At 46.1% G+C, this 18,253-nt stretch carries 15 protein-coding genes; 1 reads left to right on the plus strand and 14 read right to left on the minus strand.

All coding sequences use genetic code 11. The features are described 5' to 3' along the window. Positions 1-111: 111 nt before the first annotated feature. The 10 genes from ABFC84_02940 to ABFC84_02985 form a co-directional block, all read right to left on the minus strand. Positions 112-2,601, minus strand: a complete 2,490-nt coding sequence (locus ABFC84_02940) for a LuxR C-terminal-related transcriptional regulator (protein MEN6411705.1) — start codon at positions 2,599-2,601, stop codon at positions 112-114. Positions 2,602-3,033: 432 nt separating this feature from the next. Further along, positions 3,034-4,203, minus strand: coding sequence for a (Fe-S)-binding protein (locus ABFC84_02945; GenBank protein MEN6411706.1), 1,170 nt, complete (start codon positions 4,201-4,203; stop codon positions 3,034-3,036). Further along, positions 4,200-5,663, minus strand: a complete 1,464-nt coding sequence (locus ABFC84_02950) for an FAD-binding oxidoreductase (GenBank protein MEN6411707.1) — start codon at positions 5,661-5,663, stop codon at positions 4,200-4,202. Before ABFC84_02950 ends, ABFC84_02945 begins: the two co-directional genes overlap by 4 nt. A gap of 63 nt (positions 5,664-5,726) precedes the next feature. Beyond that, positions 5,727-6,068, minus strand: a complete 342-nt coding sequence (locus tag ABFC84_02955) for a carboxymuconolactone decarboxylase family protein (GenBank protein ID MEN6411708.1) — start codon at positions 6,066-6,068, stop codon at positions 5,727-5,729. Positions 6,069-6,112: 44 nt separating this feature from the next. After that, a complete protein-coding gene (locus ABFC84_02960; GenBank protein ID MEN6411709.1) occupies positions 6,113-7,306 on the minus strand; it encodes a dihydrolipoamide acetyltransferase family protein in 1,194 nt (397 codons plus the stop codon). A gap of 25 nt (positions 7,307-7,331) precedes the next feature. Then, the gene (locus ABFC84_02965) at positions 7,332-8,327 is read right to left on the minus strand and encodes an NAD(+)/NADH kinase (GenBank protein MEN6411710.1); all 996 of its coding nucleotides are present in this window, start codon (positions 8,325-8,327) and stop codon (positions 7,332-7,334) included. Positions 8,328-8,355: 28 nt separating this feature from the next. Continuing rightward, entirely contained in the window at positions 8,356-9,321 is a 966-nt protein-coding gene (locus ABFC84_02970) for an alpha-ketoacid dehydrogenase subunit beta (GenBank protein ID MEN6411711.1), read from the minus strand. Between the two features lie 25 nt (positions 9,322-9,346). Then, positions 9,347-10,303, minus strand: a complete 957-nt coding sequence (locus tag ABFC84_02975) for a thiamine pyrophosphate-dependent dehydrogenase E1 component subunit alpha (protein MEN6411712.1) — start codon at positions 10,301-10,303, stop codon at positions 9,347-9,349. A gap of 57 nt (positions 10,304-10,360) precedes the next feature. Then, positions 10,361-10,723, minus strand: a complete 363-nt coding sequence (locus ABFC84_02980; GenBank protein ID MEN6411713.1) for a Lin0512 family protein — start codon at positions 10,721-10,723, stop codon at positions 10,361-10,363. A 443-nt stretch (positions 10,724-11,166) separates the two neighbouring features. Continuing rightward, complete coding sequence (locus tag ABFC84_02985) at positions 11,167-11,874, minus strand: response regulator transcription factor (GenBank protein ID MEN6411714.1); 708 nt, start codon at positions 11,872-11,874, stop codon at positions 11,167-11,169. 389 nt (positions 11,875-12,263) lie between these two features. Here ABFC84_02985 and ABFC84_02990 point away from each other — a divergent pair, with 389 nt between their 5' ends. Continuing rightward, positions 12,264-14,921 (plus strand): flagellin, encoded by a 2,658-nt coding sequence (locus ABFC84_02990; GenBank protein ID MEN6411715.1) that lies wholly within the window; start codon positions 12,264-12,266, stop codon positions 14,919-14,921. A 73-nt stretch (positions 14,922-14,994) separates the two neighbouring features. On the opposite strand, the gene ABFC84_02995 is transcribed toward ABFC84_02990, so the two are convergent. From ABFC84_02995 to ABFC84_03010, 4 genes are all read right to left on the minus strand, one after another. Further along, on the minus strand, positions 14,995-15,423 hold the full coding sequence (locus ABFC84_02995; protein ID MEN6411716.1) for a tetratricopeptide repeat protein: 429 nt from the start codon (positions 15,421-15,423) through the stop codon (positions 14,995-14,997). 63 nt (positions 15,424-15,486) lie between these two features. After that, entirely contained in the window at positions 15,487-17,244 is a 1,758-nt protein-coding gene (locus ABFC84_03000) for a tetratricopeptide repeat protein (GenBank protein ID MEN6411717.1), read from the minus strand. 131 nt (positions 17,245-17,375) lie between these two features. Further along, positions 17,376-17,768, minus strand: coding sequence for a flagellar export chaperone FliS (gene fliS, locus ABFC84_03005; GenBank protein ID MEN6411718.1), 393 nt, complete (start codon positions 17,766-17,768; stop codon positions 17,376-17,378). Between the two features lie 64 nt (positions 17,769-17,832). Beyond that, the gene (locus tag ABFC84_03010; GenBank protein ID MEN6411719.1) at positions 17,833-18,252 is read right to left on the minus strand and encodes a hypothetical protein; all 420 of its coding nucleotides are present in this window, start codon (positions 18,250-18,252) and stop codon (positions 17,833-17,835) included. Position 18,253 lies beyond the last annotated feature (1 nt).

Here is an 18,253-nt window from a genome sequence, read left to right on the forward strand (position 1 = left end):
AAATTCTAATTTTGCACAAATACCAAAAATAGTAAAAAATCCAATTCACTTTAATTATAAAGTAAGTTGAATTTAAAAAATACTACCCAAAAAGGTACTTTTATTTAATTTTCATTTAATTTTTTGCTCAAAAAACACTTTTGTCAGTTCCGTTCGATTGTTAACACCTAATTTTATAAAAATATTGTGCAGCGCTTTCTTTACAGTGTCCTTAGCTATCCGCAAAGTTTCTCCAATAGCCTCATTGGACATTCCTTCCGCAACAAGTTCTACAATTACCTTTTCCCGTTCAGTAAGCAGCCGCTCTCCGCCAGCACTGTCCAACCCGGTCGAAACCGCCTGCCATTTGGCGGCTATTGCCGGAAACATGCTGCAGACCCTGCCAATAAAATCCCGATAATGACCGGTTGTCGTCAAATCGATCAGCAAATCAGCAATATACTCGCTATTTTCCACAAACGGCATAACAACATGATCAGGAACCGCAATATTCAGCGCTTCCTGCAGCATAGCCCGTGCCTCCTGGCGGCGCCCAAGTTTCTCCCGGGCACCGGCAGCGAAGATATAGATATATACCTTCGCCAGCAAATTGGGGTAAACGGCGGCTGAATCGAGCATTTGATCGGCAACACCGGTTAATTTATGATATTGGCTGCTAATTAACAGCGCTTTCCCCCAGAGAATATTTAAAAATGCATGAATAGGCGCATAAATGATATCCGGCATATCGCCCCGATAAATCCAGGCGGGAATTTTATCTGCCTGTTTCAAGCAGGAGAAAATAAAGCTTTCACACATATCCAGAGTGTAAATATAAATATGCATATAGGACGGCTGTTTCTTTATTTCTTCCCGCATCCGCCGCAAACTGTCCCGCACAGCGGCAAATTCTCCTCTGACAAGCGCCAGCCGTATCATAACAAACTTTGCGCACAAAATGATTGAAATTTGTTCTTTAGATTGAGCAATATGTAAAGCTTTATGAGCAACAATTTCCGCGTTGTCAAAATCACCAATATAATAATACCGCTCAGCCGCCATGACATATTCTGCCCCCGAACCGTGGCCGCTGGTAATATAGTAATAATTGGGAATTTCTTCTGTGACAGTCTTGACTAACGTCTCCAGTTGCCCGCTCTCACGGTAATACAAGTATAACACTGAGGGCGAGCCAAAGGTCCACGAAGTTTGCGGATCAAGAAATATAGACGGTCCGTGCAGCAGTTCCCCGGCCGCTTTAAAATGCTCGGTCATAGCGTTAATGTCATTATACGCAGTAACGCCCTTCAAAGCCTCAAATTCGCCCCTAAGGTTCACCCCGGCCTGATCGTCTATCCCGGGCATTCCTTTGATAAAGCCCGCCAATTCCTCCAGCTGCCGGGTCAACAATTCCAGCTCTTTGGTAAGAAACAAGCTATACGCATATATAACAGCAGCCAGCGGATGCCTTTTTTTTATCTCAGCCGGACATTCCTGAAAATATTTGTTCCGCGCTTCTTTCATTTGTCCGGCAAACGCTGTACCCCTGGCAGCTTCAAACGCAATCAGCAGTTGATCAAAATCGGCACCTTGGTAAAAACAATCCATGGCGCGGCTGTAATCGCCAATGTGCGAATACCATTCGCCCGCCCTCCTCCAGCAAGCGCGGCGCCTGTCTAAATCCTGCCGGTCAAAGAGCTGCCGCAGAAAACCCGTCAGAATATTATGCATGCAGTATGTACGGCTATCATAATCAAAAGTAATAAAAGCGTTTTCGGCTGTAAGCCGCACCAATAAGTGCGCCGCATTTCCCTTTCGCCACATGTACTCAGCCTGCGGCAGTGAAAAGTCGGTGAAAATACTTATCATGATCAGAAATTCTTTCATTTCCGCCGAACAAGGCTGATAAACCACCATGTCGATCAATTCGTCCAGGCTGGCAAAATACCGATCGATCCGCCCATACCGCCGATAACCGAGAATACAGAGATAGACGGCGGTAATCCAGCCTTCGGTATACGAATGAAGCAAAGCGGCTTCTTTGGCATTCAGCCTGACGCCGCACATTCGGCAATACTCAACAACCTCCCTGTATGTAAGCTCAAAATAGCTTTTATCGAGAACCAAGCAATAACCCTTGATCGACAATTCAGTCGTATTTTTGCCGAAAACACGCCGGGATACAATCACAATATGCAGTCCCGAGATTTCCGCTTTTGCCAGCCGCTCGAAAAATCGGTCGATAACATCAGAAAGCAGCAAATTATAGTCATCAAGCACAAGGAGCGTTTTCTGCGGAAACGTAACGCTGCCAAGCAGTTCAACTGCCTGTTCGATGAATACGGTCTTATCTGAAACACCAAGCTGACTAAGACATTTGGCGCATATTGGGTCGAGGTTCTCAAACAAACGGCTGAAGCCATTCCAAAAACTGGTCACGGAAGAGTCATACACTGTTTGCCAAAGCACGTTAGCTTTACATTTTTGCGAGTACTCCGCAATGGCAGTTGTTTTACCATAGCATACCGGCGCTTTCACTAACGTCAGTGGATATTTCCATATTTTAGGTAATACTTTGCTAAGACGCTTACGTGTGTATAATATTTTAGCATCATTAACCATGGTAGTACCTCCAAAAACCGCTGGCTTAGATTATTAATTCTGTGGTTTTGTTCCCAGCCATATCTGTGGTCCAGAAAACCGACTATATATTACATTAATTTTACATTGCCTTTGATTTTCCTTTTATTGCTCAAATATCACAAATAAACGCCAGCCAATTTTCCAAATTTTATCATTGGAAAATTGGCTGGCGTTTATTTATTCCCTTTTTGACACATTATGTGACGAAAAGGATTACAGAGACCGATTCGAAGAATGTTTATACATTTTCCGCCAAAGCTGACTATCCAAACCGGTAATTGCGTCTACGCTCTCGCCTGTACCATTCTTAGCACATCCTGAATTTACGCATCTGCCTTCTTTAATGAGCCAATCAAAGAAGCAAAATGTACGTCCCCATACTTTCCACGCTTTCAGTCCTTTCGGCGCGGCCTATTCCTCCATCGCCATTAACAATAATTCAGCTACATCCATCACCTGTAATGGCAATTTCTCCGTCCGGGCTGCTTTTTCCAGCATTTGTTCACATTGCTGACAAGCAGACACGACAATCGACGCACCAGTTGCCTCAGCCTCTTTTATCCGTTTCCGGGCAATGGCGTCTGCCAGACTCTGATCGGCCCCCTGCAAATTCCCCCCGCCGCCACAGCAGGTGGACTCTTCTCCGTGAGTCGCCATCTCAACCAGCTTAATTCCGGGGATACTATTAATAATATACCGCGGTGGATCAATGACCCCGCTATTACGTCCCAAGTCGCAAGGATCGTGATAGGTTACTGTTTCGTTTAACTCGTTAGGAACTAGTTTTCCCTGTTGGATCAGTTCTGCCAGCAATTCCGTTGCGTGAACCAGCCGGAAGCCGAGATCCTCCTTTAAAATTGCTGAATATACGTGGCTCCAGACATGGTAGCAGGATGCGCACCCCGTAACCATGGTCTTGGCACCCAAATCCCGCACCTTTTCCACATTATGCCGGACATATTCAGCAATCTCCGGCTCATGCCCGCCAGCCAGCAAGGGAAAACCGCAGCACCATTCTTCCCCGCCCAATGTAGTGAAACTAACTCCTGCTTTTGCTAATAATTGCACCATAGCAACAGGTACTTGGGCGGCACGCGGGAAAAATGAGGATACGCAGCCGACAAAATAAACGATTTCCGCCCCTTGTTCCTGATCAAGGTAATCCGGCACTTCATCTAAATCTTCAGCCCAGTCAAGTCTGCTCTCATTAGCAAAATTAGAAATATTCCGCTTCCGCTGCAAATTTGCCGCGATGGCATTATACGCTTCCGGCGCCTTGCCCTCGGCGACTAGTTTTGCCCGCAAATCCTTCCATAGGGATTGGAGATCGATTCTGGCGGCACAAGAACGAGTGCAGGCGCCGCACATGGTACATTGGGTAATTCGCTTGGCATATTCCGGACTAATCTTATCATGGCTTTTTCTGGCAAACAATTCGCGTGCCAGCGAAATCTTAGCGCGGGGCGTTGCTGATTCCCAGCCAATTTCCCGGTATACCGGACAATCAGTCCGGCAATTGCCGCACCGTCCGCAGATAAGGGATTCATTTATTAGATCCTTATAAAAACTGCGCGAACTCATAACTGATTCCTCCCCGCTTTTCCCCTATATACGCAGCGGCTGGCAGCCAGCAAATCCATTCCCGCCTTAAAAAATGCCGGTTTGAGCAGCAAAGGCGCCCCATATCTTTTCCCGGGATTCATAATATTCTTAGGATCAAGCAGCTGCTTGCGCCGTTTTAACTCGTCAAGTTCTTTTGCTGTTTGGCATCGGTTCAAATAGGGGGTGTTCCAAAGGCCAATGCCGTACGGCATACCGCCGAACTTTGCCCCAATATCATGCAGCTTTTTTACCAGGGCCAATCCTTGCAAATATTCAATGGTATCCCGTTCATCCGCCTTAAACATTGTCATAATCATTACATTTTTCTCGGATACAATATGGCCGTAACTTTTGAAATCCATTCGCTGTTTACTGCCAAAAGCAGCTGTCTTTGACAAATAGTCTGTCAGGTTATTAATTGGCAGCAGAATTTCCGCCCCTAATAAAGAGGGACCCTCCCGCTTTAAAACTAAAGAATAAAACCGGTGCTGCCATTCCTGCTCAGCTTCTGCCGACCCCAAATCCCTGCCTTTCGCCGCCTGCAGACAACGCTTATATGCTAAGCCTGCTTCGTCCGTTTCGGCTTTTGAGCCATCATCATCAAAGGCAACCGTATATACTTTCCCCGTGTGCGGACTTGCCAACTCCAGACGCTGTCTAAGTGAATTGCATCCCGGATCGCTAAAGTGTAAATTAAAGGGCTTACTGTGCAATGCTGCCGCCGCTTCAATAAAGTCCTGCATTTGTTCGGCATTCTGGAATGCGGCCAAGCCATGCCATTGTGTTTCCGGATAAGGACGTACTTTAAGTTCAACTTCGGTGACAATACCTAATGTTCCCTCAGAAGCCGCAAGCCAGGATACCGGAGGATCGCTGCTTTCATCCAGTTGCCTGACACTGCCGTCAGGCAGCACCACCTGAGCCGAAATGACTTGCTCCCTTACCGAACCGTATTTTAAACTGCCTATTCCATACCCCATCATAACCAGCCAGCCGCCAATAGTAGCCGATTGTGCACTGCTTGGATACGAGCAGGCGGCCAGCCCCAGCCGGTTAAGCTGCCGTTCCAATTTCCACCAAGGCATACCTGCCCCAACCCGGACAACTTTATTATTTGCATCGACAGCTGCCAGGCTGTTTATGCCATTCATGTCAAGGATAATGCCCTTGCGTGTACAAACAGCATTAAAATAAACAGTCGATCCTCCGGCGCGTGTTGTTATTGCTATGCCCCGTTCATTGGCTAGTTTAACGACCCAGGCGACTTCTTCGACGCTTTGCGGCCTAATAATAATATCTGGCTGTGTATCCGCCAGAGGCTTGGCTAAAAAACCGGGAATAGGCGCTAAATCCCGCTGATAAAAACTGAGTTCGAATTCTTCAGTCGTGGCGCGGTCGCCAAAGGTATTCTTTAATTGTTCAACTGTTTGCGCATCCATGCATTTCCTCCTTCCTTACGACATTAGAATAGTCTGTCTCTGCGGGTACCATTGTCGTCGGCGCTATTCGAAAGCGTCAAGCGCTTTCACAATTTTCGTAGACAAATAAGCCATCGACGGCGACCCGCCAAAAGCTACTGCTACCGCTGCCGCTTCCAAAACCTCTTCCCGGCTGGCTCCTTCTGCTAAGGCATTTTTTACATGAATATTCATACAGTACTCGCAGCGTACGGCAAGAGCAATGCCGACGCCGATCAGTTCCTTATATTTGCGTTCCAGTTCCCCTTCCACATAGGCCGCCTGATCCATGTGGACAAATGCGGCCATAAGTTCAGGACTTTCCTCTTGTAATAGGCTCATTCCCTCTTGCAGCTCACTCATTAACTCCATGCTGTCTCCTGCCATTTATATCCCCTGCCTTTTGATTTTATTGAACACGCAGCCTATAGTTAAATGAAAATTTTATGCGGTTGTTCTATCAGTTTAATAAGCAGCGCCAAAAACTCAGCCGCCGGAGCCCCGTCGATAACTCTATGGTCAAAAGAAAGCGAAAGCCCCATAATAGGTCTGATAACAATCTGATCAGCGACTGCAACGGGTTTCCTCACTGTCCGGCCAACACCTAAAATAGCTGACTCAGGTTGATTGATAATCGGTGTGAAATAATCAACCGATCCATAGCCTCCCAAATTTGTTACGGTAAAACTGCCCCCTGTCATTTCTACCGGGTCAAGCTTATTTCTCCGCGCCGATTTGGCAAAATTCTTAATCTCTTTACTTACCTCGGCTAAGCTCTTCTTATTGGCGTTCTTCACGACCGGGACGACCAGGCCGTCCGGAATAGCAATGGCAACCCCAATATTGATGTCCTGCAATATCAATATTTCATCACCATTTAATGTAGCGTTAATCTTGGGATGAACTTCCAGGGCTCTGGCAGCCGCTTTAACCACTATATCAGTCACCGAGATTTTTTCGGTTTCTTTGACATCGGCGTTAATTGTAGCGCGCAAAGTCTGTATGGCGGTTAAATCAACCCCCACATGATGCGTGACTTTAGGTGCCGTCTTCCAGCTGTTGGCCATATTCTCGCCAATTACTTGGCGCATCCCTTCATAAGGAAGCACTTCAATCGTTGCACGACTATCCTTAGCGGCACTCTTTTCAGTTATCGCCTGTTCAATATCTTCCTTGACAATTCTCCCCTCAGGTCCTGAGCCGGCAAGCTGACTATAGTCAATTTCGTTTGCTTCAGCCAGCGCACGCGCTGCCGGTGAAATTTTAACTTTTGCGCCTGGTACAGCAGCTGATGCGGCCATTGCCACTTTGCCTGCCGCTGTTTTAGCCGCTGCCGGAGTTGTTTTTACCGTATTATTAGCCGCAATGATCTGGCTAATATCTTCACCGGCACTGCCAATAATGCCTAAGAGCCCGCCGACCGGCAATTTAGCTTTTTTATTCGCAATAATCTTAAGCAGCGTCCCCTCGACCGGAGCCTCGATTTTATTAGAAATTTTGTCGGTCATGACTTCAAGCAGATCTTCGCCCTTTTTAACGCTGTCGCCCTCATTTTTCAGCCATTTCCCCACAATGCCTTCCTTCATTGACAAACCTAGTTTTGGCATATTAACTGCTGTCGCCATCATTGTCCTCCTCTTGACTGTAATATCAATTGCCTTTTATGTTGTAGCCTCGTGCAACCGCTGCTGTAAGTGCAGCAGCGGCGTCGATCACCCTGGGACCGTCAAAAGTCAATTTTATCTGCACTTTCTCGTCCGGACGAACTTCAATTTCCCGCTCGCCGTCTAAGGCAATCACACAGGCTTCACTCAATTCAACAACTTCGCCAATTCCGATATACCTATATTTTTGAACAGGTACACATTCAATTAATCCCGGCGCAATCGGGGCGCGTATTTGCAAATTGCCCGCTCCGATCTCAATATCAGCACCTCTGGCCTCACCGGGGCCGACTGGCACCAAATTGCCTGGAATTGAGGATATTCCTATATTATGCGGCTCGCCGCGCGTTACTAAAATTCGCCTTATCTTGGCAACATCCCAAACCGCGCGCGAGCCAATAAAGGAATCCTTAAGAATAACTGCATCAACAATAGCGCAATCTAGCGGCTGACCATTTTTATAGATAACTAATTTCTTGCTTGGCTTTATCGCCGGCTCTCCTGCTACAATTCCCTCGGCGATTACTGCCGCCGCCATACCGGCAATTGTCCCTTCAATTAAATTAGGAAAAACATTATTGGTTCCTGTGGAAATAGGAAGAATGGGTACATCCCGGCAGCCTTTTGCCACTAATCGGTTGGTTCCATCACCACCCAGCGTTATTATGCAGTCAACCCCGCTGTTGGCCATAGCTTCGGCGGCATTACAGCTATCCACTTGTGTCCCTGTAACACAAATATCGGCGGCAGCGAATTCCATATCAGGGCTGTGCCGGCTGCAGATGTTTGCCAGCGCACCGGCAATAATCCCATAATACTCCGGCATATATGTTACCTTCGTCACCCCGGTTGCAGCCAAACTTAAAATAAGCCGTCGAACAATATTAACTTTTTCAAGGTTGTCAACAACAGTTCCATAGGCCACCAGCCGCCGGATATCTTTACCTGATGCCGGATTAGCGATGATACCAACATGTCCCATGCTTCCCGTTTCCCGCCTTTATCGTTAGTTAAAACAAACTTTTTACCGCGTCTATAATCTTTTCTTCGCTCGGAATAACGCTATTTTCCAATACCGGACTAAAGGGAATTGGTGTAAACGGCATAGCCACCCGTTTAATCGGCCCATCCAAAAGATCAAGTCCCTCTTCCGCAACAATCGCTGCAATTTCTCCCCCAAATCCGCCCGTCTTAACCGCCTCATGGACAATCACCAATTTCCCGGTTTTAGCCACAGACTTTAAGATACTCTCCGTATCAAGGGGTATAAGTGTACGCGGATCAAGCACTTCGGCGGCTATACCTTCCTGGGCAAGAGCTTCGGCTGCCGCCAGTGCCTTATGAACCATCCAGGACCACGCCACAATCGTAACGTCAGAGCCTGCTTGCTTTATGTCGGCCTTCCCCAGCGGAACTGTATACTCACCTTCGGGCACTTCCCCCTTAAAACCAAGCAGCTGTTTGTGCTCAATGTACACAACCGGATTATCATCGCGAACAGCAGCCGCCATCAAGCCTTTAGCATCTGCCGGGGTAGACGGCATAACTGTTTTGATTCCGGGAATATGAGTAAACCAAGCCTCCATCGACTGGGAATGCTGCGCGGCAGCCCCCATACCCGCGCCGCAAGGAGTACGTAATACCATGGGTATCGTAGCTTTACCGCCAAACATGTATCGCATTTTTGCAGCCTGATTGAACAGCTCATCCATGCAAACACCCATAAAGTCAACAAACATGATTTCGGCAATCGGACGCAAACCGGCTGCGGCCGCACCCACAGCAGCCCCCACAATAGCAGTCTCACTAATCGGCGTATCTATTACTCTGTCGGGAAACTCCGTGACCAATCCGCCCGTTACTCCAAAGCAGCCGCCAAATTTGCCCACATCTTCGCCCCAAATAAATACGTTAGGATTTCTTTTCATCTCATTGCGCATTCCGTCGCGAATGGCCTCGGCATATGTCATTTCCATCATCGGATCACCCTCTCCTGATTATTTAACCTGCATAAACATCTTTTAAAACGTCTTCGGGATTCGGATTTGGACTTTCTTGCGCAAACTTAATGGCTGCTGCTATTTTTGCTTCAACCTTTGCCTTAATTTCTGCTATATCCTGAGAATAGTTAAGCTCAACCAGTTTTTGCTCTAATCTCGGTATGGGATCTTTCTTAATCCAGGCTTCCTGTTCAGCCGGATTTTTATAGGCACCTGGATCGCCCTCAAAATGGCCGCGCCACCGCCAGGTTTTACACTCAATCAAACTAGGACCGTCGCCTTTTCTTGCCCGTTCAACAGCCGCAGCGGCTGCCTCATAAACTGCCACCACATCATTGCCGTCAACAGTCATACCGGGTATCCCATAAGCGGCGGCACGGTCGGAAACATCCGTTACCCGCATATGGTCCCGCTGATAGTTTGAAATACCATACATATTATTTTCACAAATAAAAACCAGCGGCAGCTTCCAGATTGAAGCCATATTCAAGGCTTCATGAAAAGTACCGCGGTTTGAAGCTCCATCACCGAAAAAGCAAACCGTGACCGCATCGTTTTTCTTATATTTACAGGCAAAGGCAGCCCCGGCGGCAATAGGCTGTCCGGCGCCAACAATACCGTTGGCTCCTAAAATTCCCAGCTCAATATCAGCAATGTGCATGGAACCGCCTTTCCCCTTGCAATAACCGGTGGCTTTGCCGGATAATTCAGCCATCATTAGATCAACATTACCGCCTTTGGCAATCAAATGCCCATGGCCACGGTGTGTACTGGTTATATAGTCTTTAGTTTCTAAACTACCGCAAACGCCGGTAGCAACGGCTTCCTCGCCAAGATACAGATGGACGAACCCCGGCAGTTTGTTATCAGCAAACAACTCCATAGCTTTACTTTCAAACGCCCTTATAGTCAGCATGGTTTCATAAAACCCAAGTAGCTTTTCCTTATTAAGTTCCATGATCTTCCTCCCGCTTTTTAATATTGACCACATACGTTCCTTGGGCCTGTCCTTTTTTCACGGCACATCAATATAGACAGTCAGTGCCGCAACAGCTGCAACAATGTCATCACCCTCCCCGAGTGCCGGCAGATGCAATCCCTTAACCTCAACTCCTCCTAATACAGTTTCTACTGTCACCGTGCCAAACGGCACAATACCTCTGACTTCATCAACATTAACTTTCTCCGGCTGGGGACAGCCGATTTTCACCTCAACCTGCATCTGGTTAGGATCCTGAATTCCAATAATGTCAAACAGCCCGCACAGACAACTTCGCGACATGGCGTCCTTCACTGCTCTTTGCGCCGCTTTTGTAACATTGCCGCCATGTAAATCGGCACCCATACCCATCTCAATAATATAGCGTTTGCGTTTCACCCTATCACCTCTATTCCTCAAGAATATTCTTCGTATGCTGTTAATATTGTGCAATCTAATGCTAAAAAGTATGCACCATTATCCCGCAAAAGATACGTTGAAAATCAGCATGCATAATTTAAGTAAAACTAAATAATTTAATGAGATAATAACTAGAAATATGTAATAAAGAGGTGAAAAAGCATTATGCTGACATTAGGAATAAAACCTGGCAACTACGTTATGATCGGCAAAGACATCATGGTTAAGGTCGTCAAAGGTGACGATAAACATCTAAGGCTGGCAATAAATGCACCGAAATGTATAAATATTGTTCGCGGGGAAGTATACGAAAGCAGCTTAAGGAGTATCCAAGGAGAATAACCAAAAAGAGCTGTCTCAAGCAGGTTTTAACGCCTGTTTGGGGCAGCTCTTTTTCATTAAAATTCTCTGTCGCATTCCATTTACACCGTTCGCGCTACACTCCCGCTGTTTACACATGTGGAGCTATTATCCTTCTGTAAATAATAGCCAATTCCCCGTACCGTCTTCAATTTAGATAAGTTAATCTTTTTGCGCAAGTAATGAATATATATATTGATTGTACTTTCTAACGCATCGGAATTATAACCCCATACCGTTTCTATAATCCGTTGCTTGGTAATTACTTGTCCACAGTTGCGTATTAATAATTCTAACAGCTGTGATTCTTTCAATGTTAAATGAATTATCCTGCCGTTTTGAGTCACTTGAGCCCGCTGGGGATCAAAAATAATATCGTTAAAAGTTAAGATCGTATCCACGATATCTTTATTTTTCCGCCGGGCTAGTGCGTACAATCTTGCTACTAACTCCACAGTAAAAAATGGCTTGACCAAATAATCATCCGCCCCGGCATTCAAGCCTTCCGCCCGAGCTTCGGGGGTATCTTTAGCCGTTAGAAAAAGCACGGGAGTAGTATATCCCAGTCGGCGAAATTCTTTCAGCAGCAAAATACCATTCATATAGGGCAGCATGCGATCCAAAATAATAACGTCATAGTTCCCAGTACAAGCCATGTCCATGCCTATTTTGCCATCCAAAGCAGCATCTACCACAAAGCCATTCTTTTTTAACAAATGCGATAGTGCTTCAACTAATTTATTCTCATCATCTACCAGTAGCAATTTCATTTTAAGTATCCTTCAAGATCACATCCCTGTGGAAAGTTCCTTCCTTGGACATTCCTATATATATGTATTATCATATTATTATTTATTTTTTATTTATTTTATCATTTGTATTTTATTTAATTTACGTTTAACTTTTTTTTACACTATTTTTTTTATAAAAATCGACAATAATGAAACGTTTTTGTAAATTACTAAACGAATTATTAATAATTCGTTACGATAATTTTATTAGAAAATAAGAAAGGAGGTACTTCCCCCAAAAATGCAAGGGGGGAGCATTTATTTAGGTAATTGATGTCGCGTTAGCGAGTCGCTCTTTCCAGCAAAAAGTCTAACGCAAAAATGGTGCACGGAAGCTAAATTTTAATCAAATTCAAGGAGGAATAATTATGTCACTGGTAATTAGTACAAACTTATCCGCTTTAAACACCACCAATCAATTAAACAAAAACACTTCGCTTATGAATTCATCCCTGCAAAAACTATCATCCGGGTATTCCATCAATAGTGCGTCCGACAATTCGGCAGGTTTGGCCATCTCCGAAAAAATGCGGGCGCAAATCCAAGGCCTCGACCAGGCGAGCAGCAACTCGCAAGATGCCACATCTTTAGCCCAGACAGCAGACGGCGCCCTCGACGAAACCACAACCATTTTAAAACGCATGCGGGAATTGGCTGTGGAGGCATCGTCTGATACTTTGACTGACGATGACAGAACTTCCGTCCAGGATGAAACCAACGAGCTGCGGCAGGAACTCGACCGTATCTCAAATGACACGGAATATAACACCAAGAAATTACTCAACGGCGACAGCGGTTCTTCTACCGCCGTATCCGGTACCAATGCATCTGCCATTGATACTACGCTGACGACTGCCGGCAATAATACCGCATCAGGCACTTACACGGTAAACTATACCGCTGTTGCAACCCAGGCAACTACGGGTCTTAGCACCTCCTCTACCGGTATTACGGCTGCTACTGCTTCGGCAACTTCTTTTGCCGGTGATATTTCCATTAACGGAACAACGATAACGATCGCGTCCGGCGACACCATCCAGGGCGTTCTGGATAAAATCAATGCCCAAACAACAACGACCGGTGTAACTGCCACGCTGGATACTACGGATACTTCGAATGAATACATTAAATTAACGGATAGTACCTACAGCAGTTCTTCGTCCATTACCTTAAAAGCTGACAATGCCACATTGACAGGCCTATTTAATGCAACGACAAGCACGACGGACACCAGTGTTACGGCTACCGGCACCGATGCCGCAGGAACAATCAACGGAGCGGCAGCTACCGCATCCGGCAATACATTATCGGCTTTCGACCTCACAGTTACTGGCGATGATGCAGTTCTGGCTAAAACAACTGTCACAAGTAATGCTGCTACTTTAACTACCGCTCTCTCTGCTCTTGGCACTACTGCTGCCAATACTGCTGTCAGTGCTCTTAGTGCCAATGAAAGTGCTAATACTGCTCTTGCTACTGCTATTAAGAATGGGACTACTGATTATACCGATGCCAACGGCACCAGCTATACAGGCGCTACTGCGCAAGCTAATTTTGCGAGTGCAGTGACTACTGCTACTGCAGCTACCAGTAGCAGCCCGGCCTCTAGTGCAAAAACGGCTGTCAGCGAAGCTTATAAGGCATATACTGCGGCTCTTACCAGTGGGGATGCCGATAGTATCGTTTCTACTAAATCTACTTTAGATTCTGCGATCACCACTCTAAATGATCCCACACTTACTGCCGACAAGGCTGCTTATGACACTGCTGCCGGTACAGCTATCAATACAGCGGCTACTGCCGTACAGAGTACGACAACGACCTTACAGGCTGCAGTTGCTGCTACTACGGACAGCTCAATCACTACGACGACTTTGTCTGATGCCAGTACGACTGCGTCTCCCCAGTCTAGTTTAGCAGCTGCGGTTACGGCTGCCACCAGCGGTACTACTTCTACGACAAAAACAGCTGTTACTGATGCATATTCTGCGTATGCCGCAGCTCTTGCGGCTGGCGGAACGAGTACTACGACTGCTGCGACGATAGTTTCTACTAAGACGGCGTTAGATTCTGCGATTTCCACCTTAGGCGATAATACTTTAAGCAGCGCTCTTACTACTTATAATACTGCTGCCGGCACAGCTATCAATACAGCGGCTACTACGGAAAGCTCTACTGATAATGGTACCAATGAATCGGCTGTGACTGCTGCTATAACTACTGCTACTACTACTGCTTCTACTGCTACTGCTAAGTCCACTTTTGCAAGTGCAATTGCTAATACAACGGCTACTGGTGCTACTAAAACGGCTATCACGGATGCCTATTCGGACTATACGGCTGCTCTTGCTAGTGGTGATTCTTCGACGATAGTATCAACGAAGTCTGCGTTAGATACAGCGGTTGCTAATTCAAGTGATACTACCCTCCAAGCAGCTCTTGTTACTTATAACAATGCTGTCGGCTCCGCTATAAATAATGCTGCAACTAAAATCAATACTGCGCTGAATACTACAAGTGATATCAATACAGATTATTCAAATTATAAAGCCGCTGTTGCTGCCAGCGCGAGTGGTAAAGTTGCGACTGCAAAGGTTACCGTAGATGCCAGCAATGCCCTGACCTTCCAGGTCGGCGCCAACTCCGATCAGACAATGACGCTTTCCATCAGCGATATGGACGCCAACGCCCTGGGAGTCGCCGGCAGTACTTCTACGACAGGGATTGATCTTAGCACCGCAAGCAGTGCTACTTCTGCTATCACTACCATCGATGCTGCAATTAAGAAAGTGGCTGCTGAACGGTCTAATCTAGGCGCTGTCGAAAACAGCCTATCCAGCAATATCGATAATTTGGATACCGAAAGTGAAAACCTGACTTCGGCTGAATCCAATATTCGCGACACCGACATGGCAACAGAAATGGCAACTTACACCAAGCTGAGTGTTATTACCCAGGCAGCTACTGCCATGTTGTCCAAAGCCAATTCACAGCCGGAAAAGGTATTGACTCTGTTACAATCCTAATACTCTAATCTAAAAAGGGGCTGTCTCAACATAGGTTGTAAAACCTATTTGCGGCAGCCCCTTTTTTCTATTACTATCCCCCAAAGCCATTTTTACTCTGCAGCTCCAAAGCCCGGAGATAACAAGACTCCGCTTCAGCAACGCGATCACTCAACGCAAGGCAATTCCCCAGATTATAAAATGCCTCGGCATAACCCGGATCTTTCTCAATCGCCTTACGATAGCATGCTTCCGCCTCTGCCAGAAAATTTTTATGTTTTAAAACCACGCCTAAATAGTTATAGGCCGCCGGAATTTCAGTATCCAGTTCAAGAACCTTAAAAAAGCACGCTTGGGCATTACCCCAATCGTTTAGCGATATCAAGACTTCGCCTAAAAGCTGATAGGCCTCCGCCAAACCTGGATCCTGTTTTACGGCCTGGCAGAATGACAAAGCCGCTTGCCGCCATTCACGGCTTGCCGCATGCTCAAGCCCTGCAGCTATCCATTCTTTTACCGTCATCTCCTGCACCTGCTTTCTATAACATAATCAATAGATATGTTAATACCTGTCACGCCCTATTTTTCAATCCCGTCTCATCTGATATTCTTCCCTTAATGCCCCTCGGACCCGATTAATTACATCCGGCCAATCATCCGCCTTACGCTGGCGAAATAGTCGCATTGTTGGATACCAGGGGCTGTCTTCACGATCCATTTGCCATCGCCAGTCGGGGGCAAACGGCAAAAGAAGCCATGTCTTTTTTCCCATAGCCCCTGCTAAATGAGCCACAGCCGAATCAACAGTTATGACTAAATCAAGATGTGTAATCAAGCCTGCGGTCTCGGCAAAGTCTTGCATCTCTTCGGGACGGCTGAATACTTTGCCAGGCACTTTAACTAAATCCCGGGCTTTTGCCCCGACTTGCAGACTAACCCATATCACTTCATCGTCAGCAAATAGATCAGCAAATAGATCGATAGGGATAGAACGGTTGCGATCATTATGATGGCTCGGATTACCAGCCCAAGCCACGCCAATTCTGGCTCTATTTAGCTCCTCAGCAGCCTTACCCCACTTTGCGGCAATTTCAGAGCATACTTTTATGTAGGGAATAGTCCGGGGAATGTCTTTGGCGGCTGTATTAAAAACCATGGGAAGGCTGGGTAACGGACAACAGAAGTCAAATTCTCCCGGCGGTATGTCTGTTGTTCCATGGACCGCTAAAAAGGGAAACGATGAATCTAGCAGCCGCTGCAGCGGTTCCTGAACCCACAAAACCGTCTTCCCGGCTATTTTTGCGACTAACGGAGCATATCTTACAAAAAAAAGTGTATCGCCGAATCCCTGTTCATAATAGAGTAATATTCTTTTCCCGGTAAGGTTCTCGCCTCTCCAGCGGGGCGCCTCCGGCTGAGCCTGGCTATATTTAATCATCCTTGACTTATCATATTTTTCCCATCCCTTTTCGTACTGCGCCTGAAGTAAATATAAAGTTGCCAGAGAAAACTCCGTTTCCACATAGTTTGGGTTAAGGTTAAGCGCTCGGCAAAAATAAGCCTCTGCCTGACTTAATCGATTTATAGTCGTAAATAATACACCAAGGTTATGATAGGGTTCCAGATAATCGGGCTGAATCCTGATAGCATGGTAAAAACAGGCTTCAGCGGCTTCATAGCAGTTGATATCCGTTAAAACTGTTCCCAAGCTGTTATAAGCCTCGGCAAAATTGGGATTTAGTTTAATGGCACGATACGTGTATCGTGCGGCTTCTTCCAGGCGACGCATGCCTTTTAGAACGATGCCCAGATTGTTGTAAGCATCCGGGAATTTAGGATTCAGTTCAATGGCACGGTGGAAAGAAAGCTCGGCTTCGGCTAAAAGAAGCCTTTTTGTCTGGACAAGTCCTAAGTTATTATAGATTTCCGGCGAATTAGGCTTCCGTTCAATAGCACAACGAAAAGAAAGTTCCGCCTCTGCCAAAAGCCCTTCGTGCATCTGGATGAGCCCCAGGTTACTGTAAGCTTCGGAAAAACCGGGACGCATTCGAATAACCGATTCAAGACAATTCTTTGCCTCCTCCAGGCGATGAGTACTGATCAACAGTGCACCTAAGTTGCATAAAGCGTCAGGGTTTTCAGGATTTAGTTTAAGAGCATGGCGTAATGAGCTTTCAGCCTTTTCAAACAAGTGCATTCCGTATTGTACGGCTCCCAAATAATTGTATGACTCAACATCATTAGGATTCTCTGCGAGAACCTGGCGAAATACTTCTGCCGCTTGCGGCAAATCCCCTGTAGTCACAAATTCAAGTCCCCGCTTTACAAGAATTTTGTTGTGCAACTACTCAGTCTCCTTTCATTTTTCCAAGAATTATCCGCTTGAAAAAATAAATACAAGGGACGTCCAAGGATTACTCCCGGGACGTCCTTGCCGTCAAAAATCATATCTTGGTGTTGTCGGATTTTATTAAATTACTTACTGACAGCGTTATCCCCGCGTACCTGATTCATAGCCTGGAACCAGGCGTCGCGAAATTCAATCAGCCATCGTTTTGCCTCTTCCAGCTGCGACTTATCTTTTTCCACGTTACCCTGAATTAAGCAATGTAATATATATTCGTCAATCAATAGCCAATTTTTAGAAATGTCTTGTTTCATATCCATCGTTACCATAAATTCTCGCATGATATTCTGCGCCCGTATATTCGCTCTATGCGCTTTTTCTATCTCTTTCTTTTCAATCGCCAGAATACTTTCTGTAACAAAGCGAATTGCTCCATTGTACAGCATCAGCGTCAGCTCTTCCGGTGATGCTGTCATGATCTGCTGTCTCTTATAGGCATTGGCAGCATTGGCATTATTCATGATCATTCTCCCTTGAACCTTCAAATTTACAATTCAGCGAACCGGCATATCAACCGAATATCACTCATCCTCTTACATTCAGCAGTCTTCTCCGGGAAATCATAGTCCAGGTATTAACATATTCATTTTTCACGTGGCGCCTAATCCTGCTGCTTTTTAATTCAGTGGCAATAAGAGCATGCTCAGCCACCGCTTCCTGCAATACTTGCTTACTGCGCTCCAGCAGTTCCTGCTGCTTTTGGCTGATATCCCGCATCATCGGCGCTGCCGCCGGCACGTATTTCCAGGTTGGATCGCTTGCTAATTCTTTGTTTAGCGCTGCCAATTCGTTAAGCAGCGCCTCTCTTTCTCTAAGAACGCGCCCCAGGCCTTTCATCTCTCGTTTATGGATAAAACGGCACTGTGTTTCGGTATTGGCAGAAATTTTAACAAGTATCTCCATTTTTTGAGTTAAATAAGAACTTGCCCTTTCCCCTTGCCCCATA

This window comes from Veillonellales bacterium (assembly GCA_039680175.1).
Lineage (GTDB): Bacteria > Bacillota > Negativicutes > JAAYSF01 > JAAYSF01 > JBDKTO01.

Bases quoted from the DNA above. Each gene is read 5' to 3' on its own strand.
- fliS (MEN6411718.1), bottom strand. From the start codon at position 17,768: ATGAATAATGCCAATGCTGCCAATGCCTATAAGAGACAGCAGATCATG.
- ABFC84_02945 (MEN6411706.1), bottom strand. From the start codon at position 4,203: ATGAGTTCGCGCAGTTTTTATAAGGATCTAATAAATGAATCCCTTATC.
- ABFC84_02950 (MEN6411707.1), bottom strand. From the start codon at position 5,663: ATGGATGCGCAAACAGTTGAACAATTAAAGAATACCTTTGGCGACCGC.
- ABFC84_02960 (MEN6411709.1), bottom strand. From the start codon at position 7,306: ATGGCGACAGCAGTTAATATGCCAAAACTAGGTTTGTCAATGAAGGAA.
- ABFC84_02940 (MEN6411705.1), bottom strand. From the start codon at position 2,601: ATGGTTAATGATGCTAAAATATTATACACACGTAAGCGTCTTAGCAAA.
- ABFC84_02985 (MEN6411714.1), bottom strand. From the start codon at position 11,874: ATGAAATTGCTACTGGTAGATGATGAGAATAAATTAGTTGAAGCACTA.
- ABFC84_02955 (MEN6411708.1), bottom strand. From the start codon at position 6,068: ATGGCAGGAGACAGCATGGAGTTAATGAGTGAGCTGCAAGAGGGAATG.
- ABFC84_02970 (MEN6411711.1), bottom strand. From the start codon at position 9,321: ATGGAAATGACATATGCCGAGGCCATTCGCGACGGAATGCGCAATGAG.
- ABFC84_02995 (MEN6411716.1), bottom strand. From the start codon at position 15,423: ATGACGGTAAAAGAATGGATAGCTGCAGGGCTTGAGCATGCGGCAAGC.
- ABFC84_02975 (MEN6411712.1), bottom strand. From the start codon at position 10,303: ATGGAACTTAATAAGGAAAAGCTACTTGGGTTTTATGAAACCATGCTG.
- ABFC84_02990 (MEN6411715.1), top strand. From the start codon at position 12,264: ATGTCACTGGTAATTAGTACAAACTTATCCGCTTTAAACACCACCAAT.
- ABFC84_02965 (MEN6411710.1), bottom strand. From the start codon at position 8,327: ATGGGACATGTTGGTATCATCGCTAATCCGGCATCAGGTAAAGATATC.
- ABFC84_03010 (MEN6411719.1), bottom strand. From the start codon at position 18,252: ATGGGGCAAGGGGAAAGGGCAAGTTCTTATTTAACTCAAAAAATGGAG.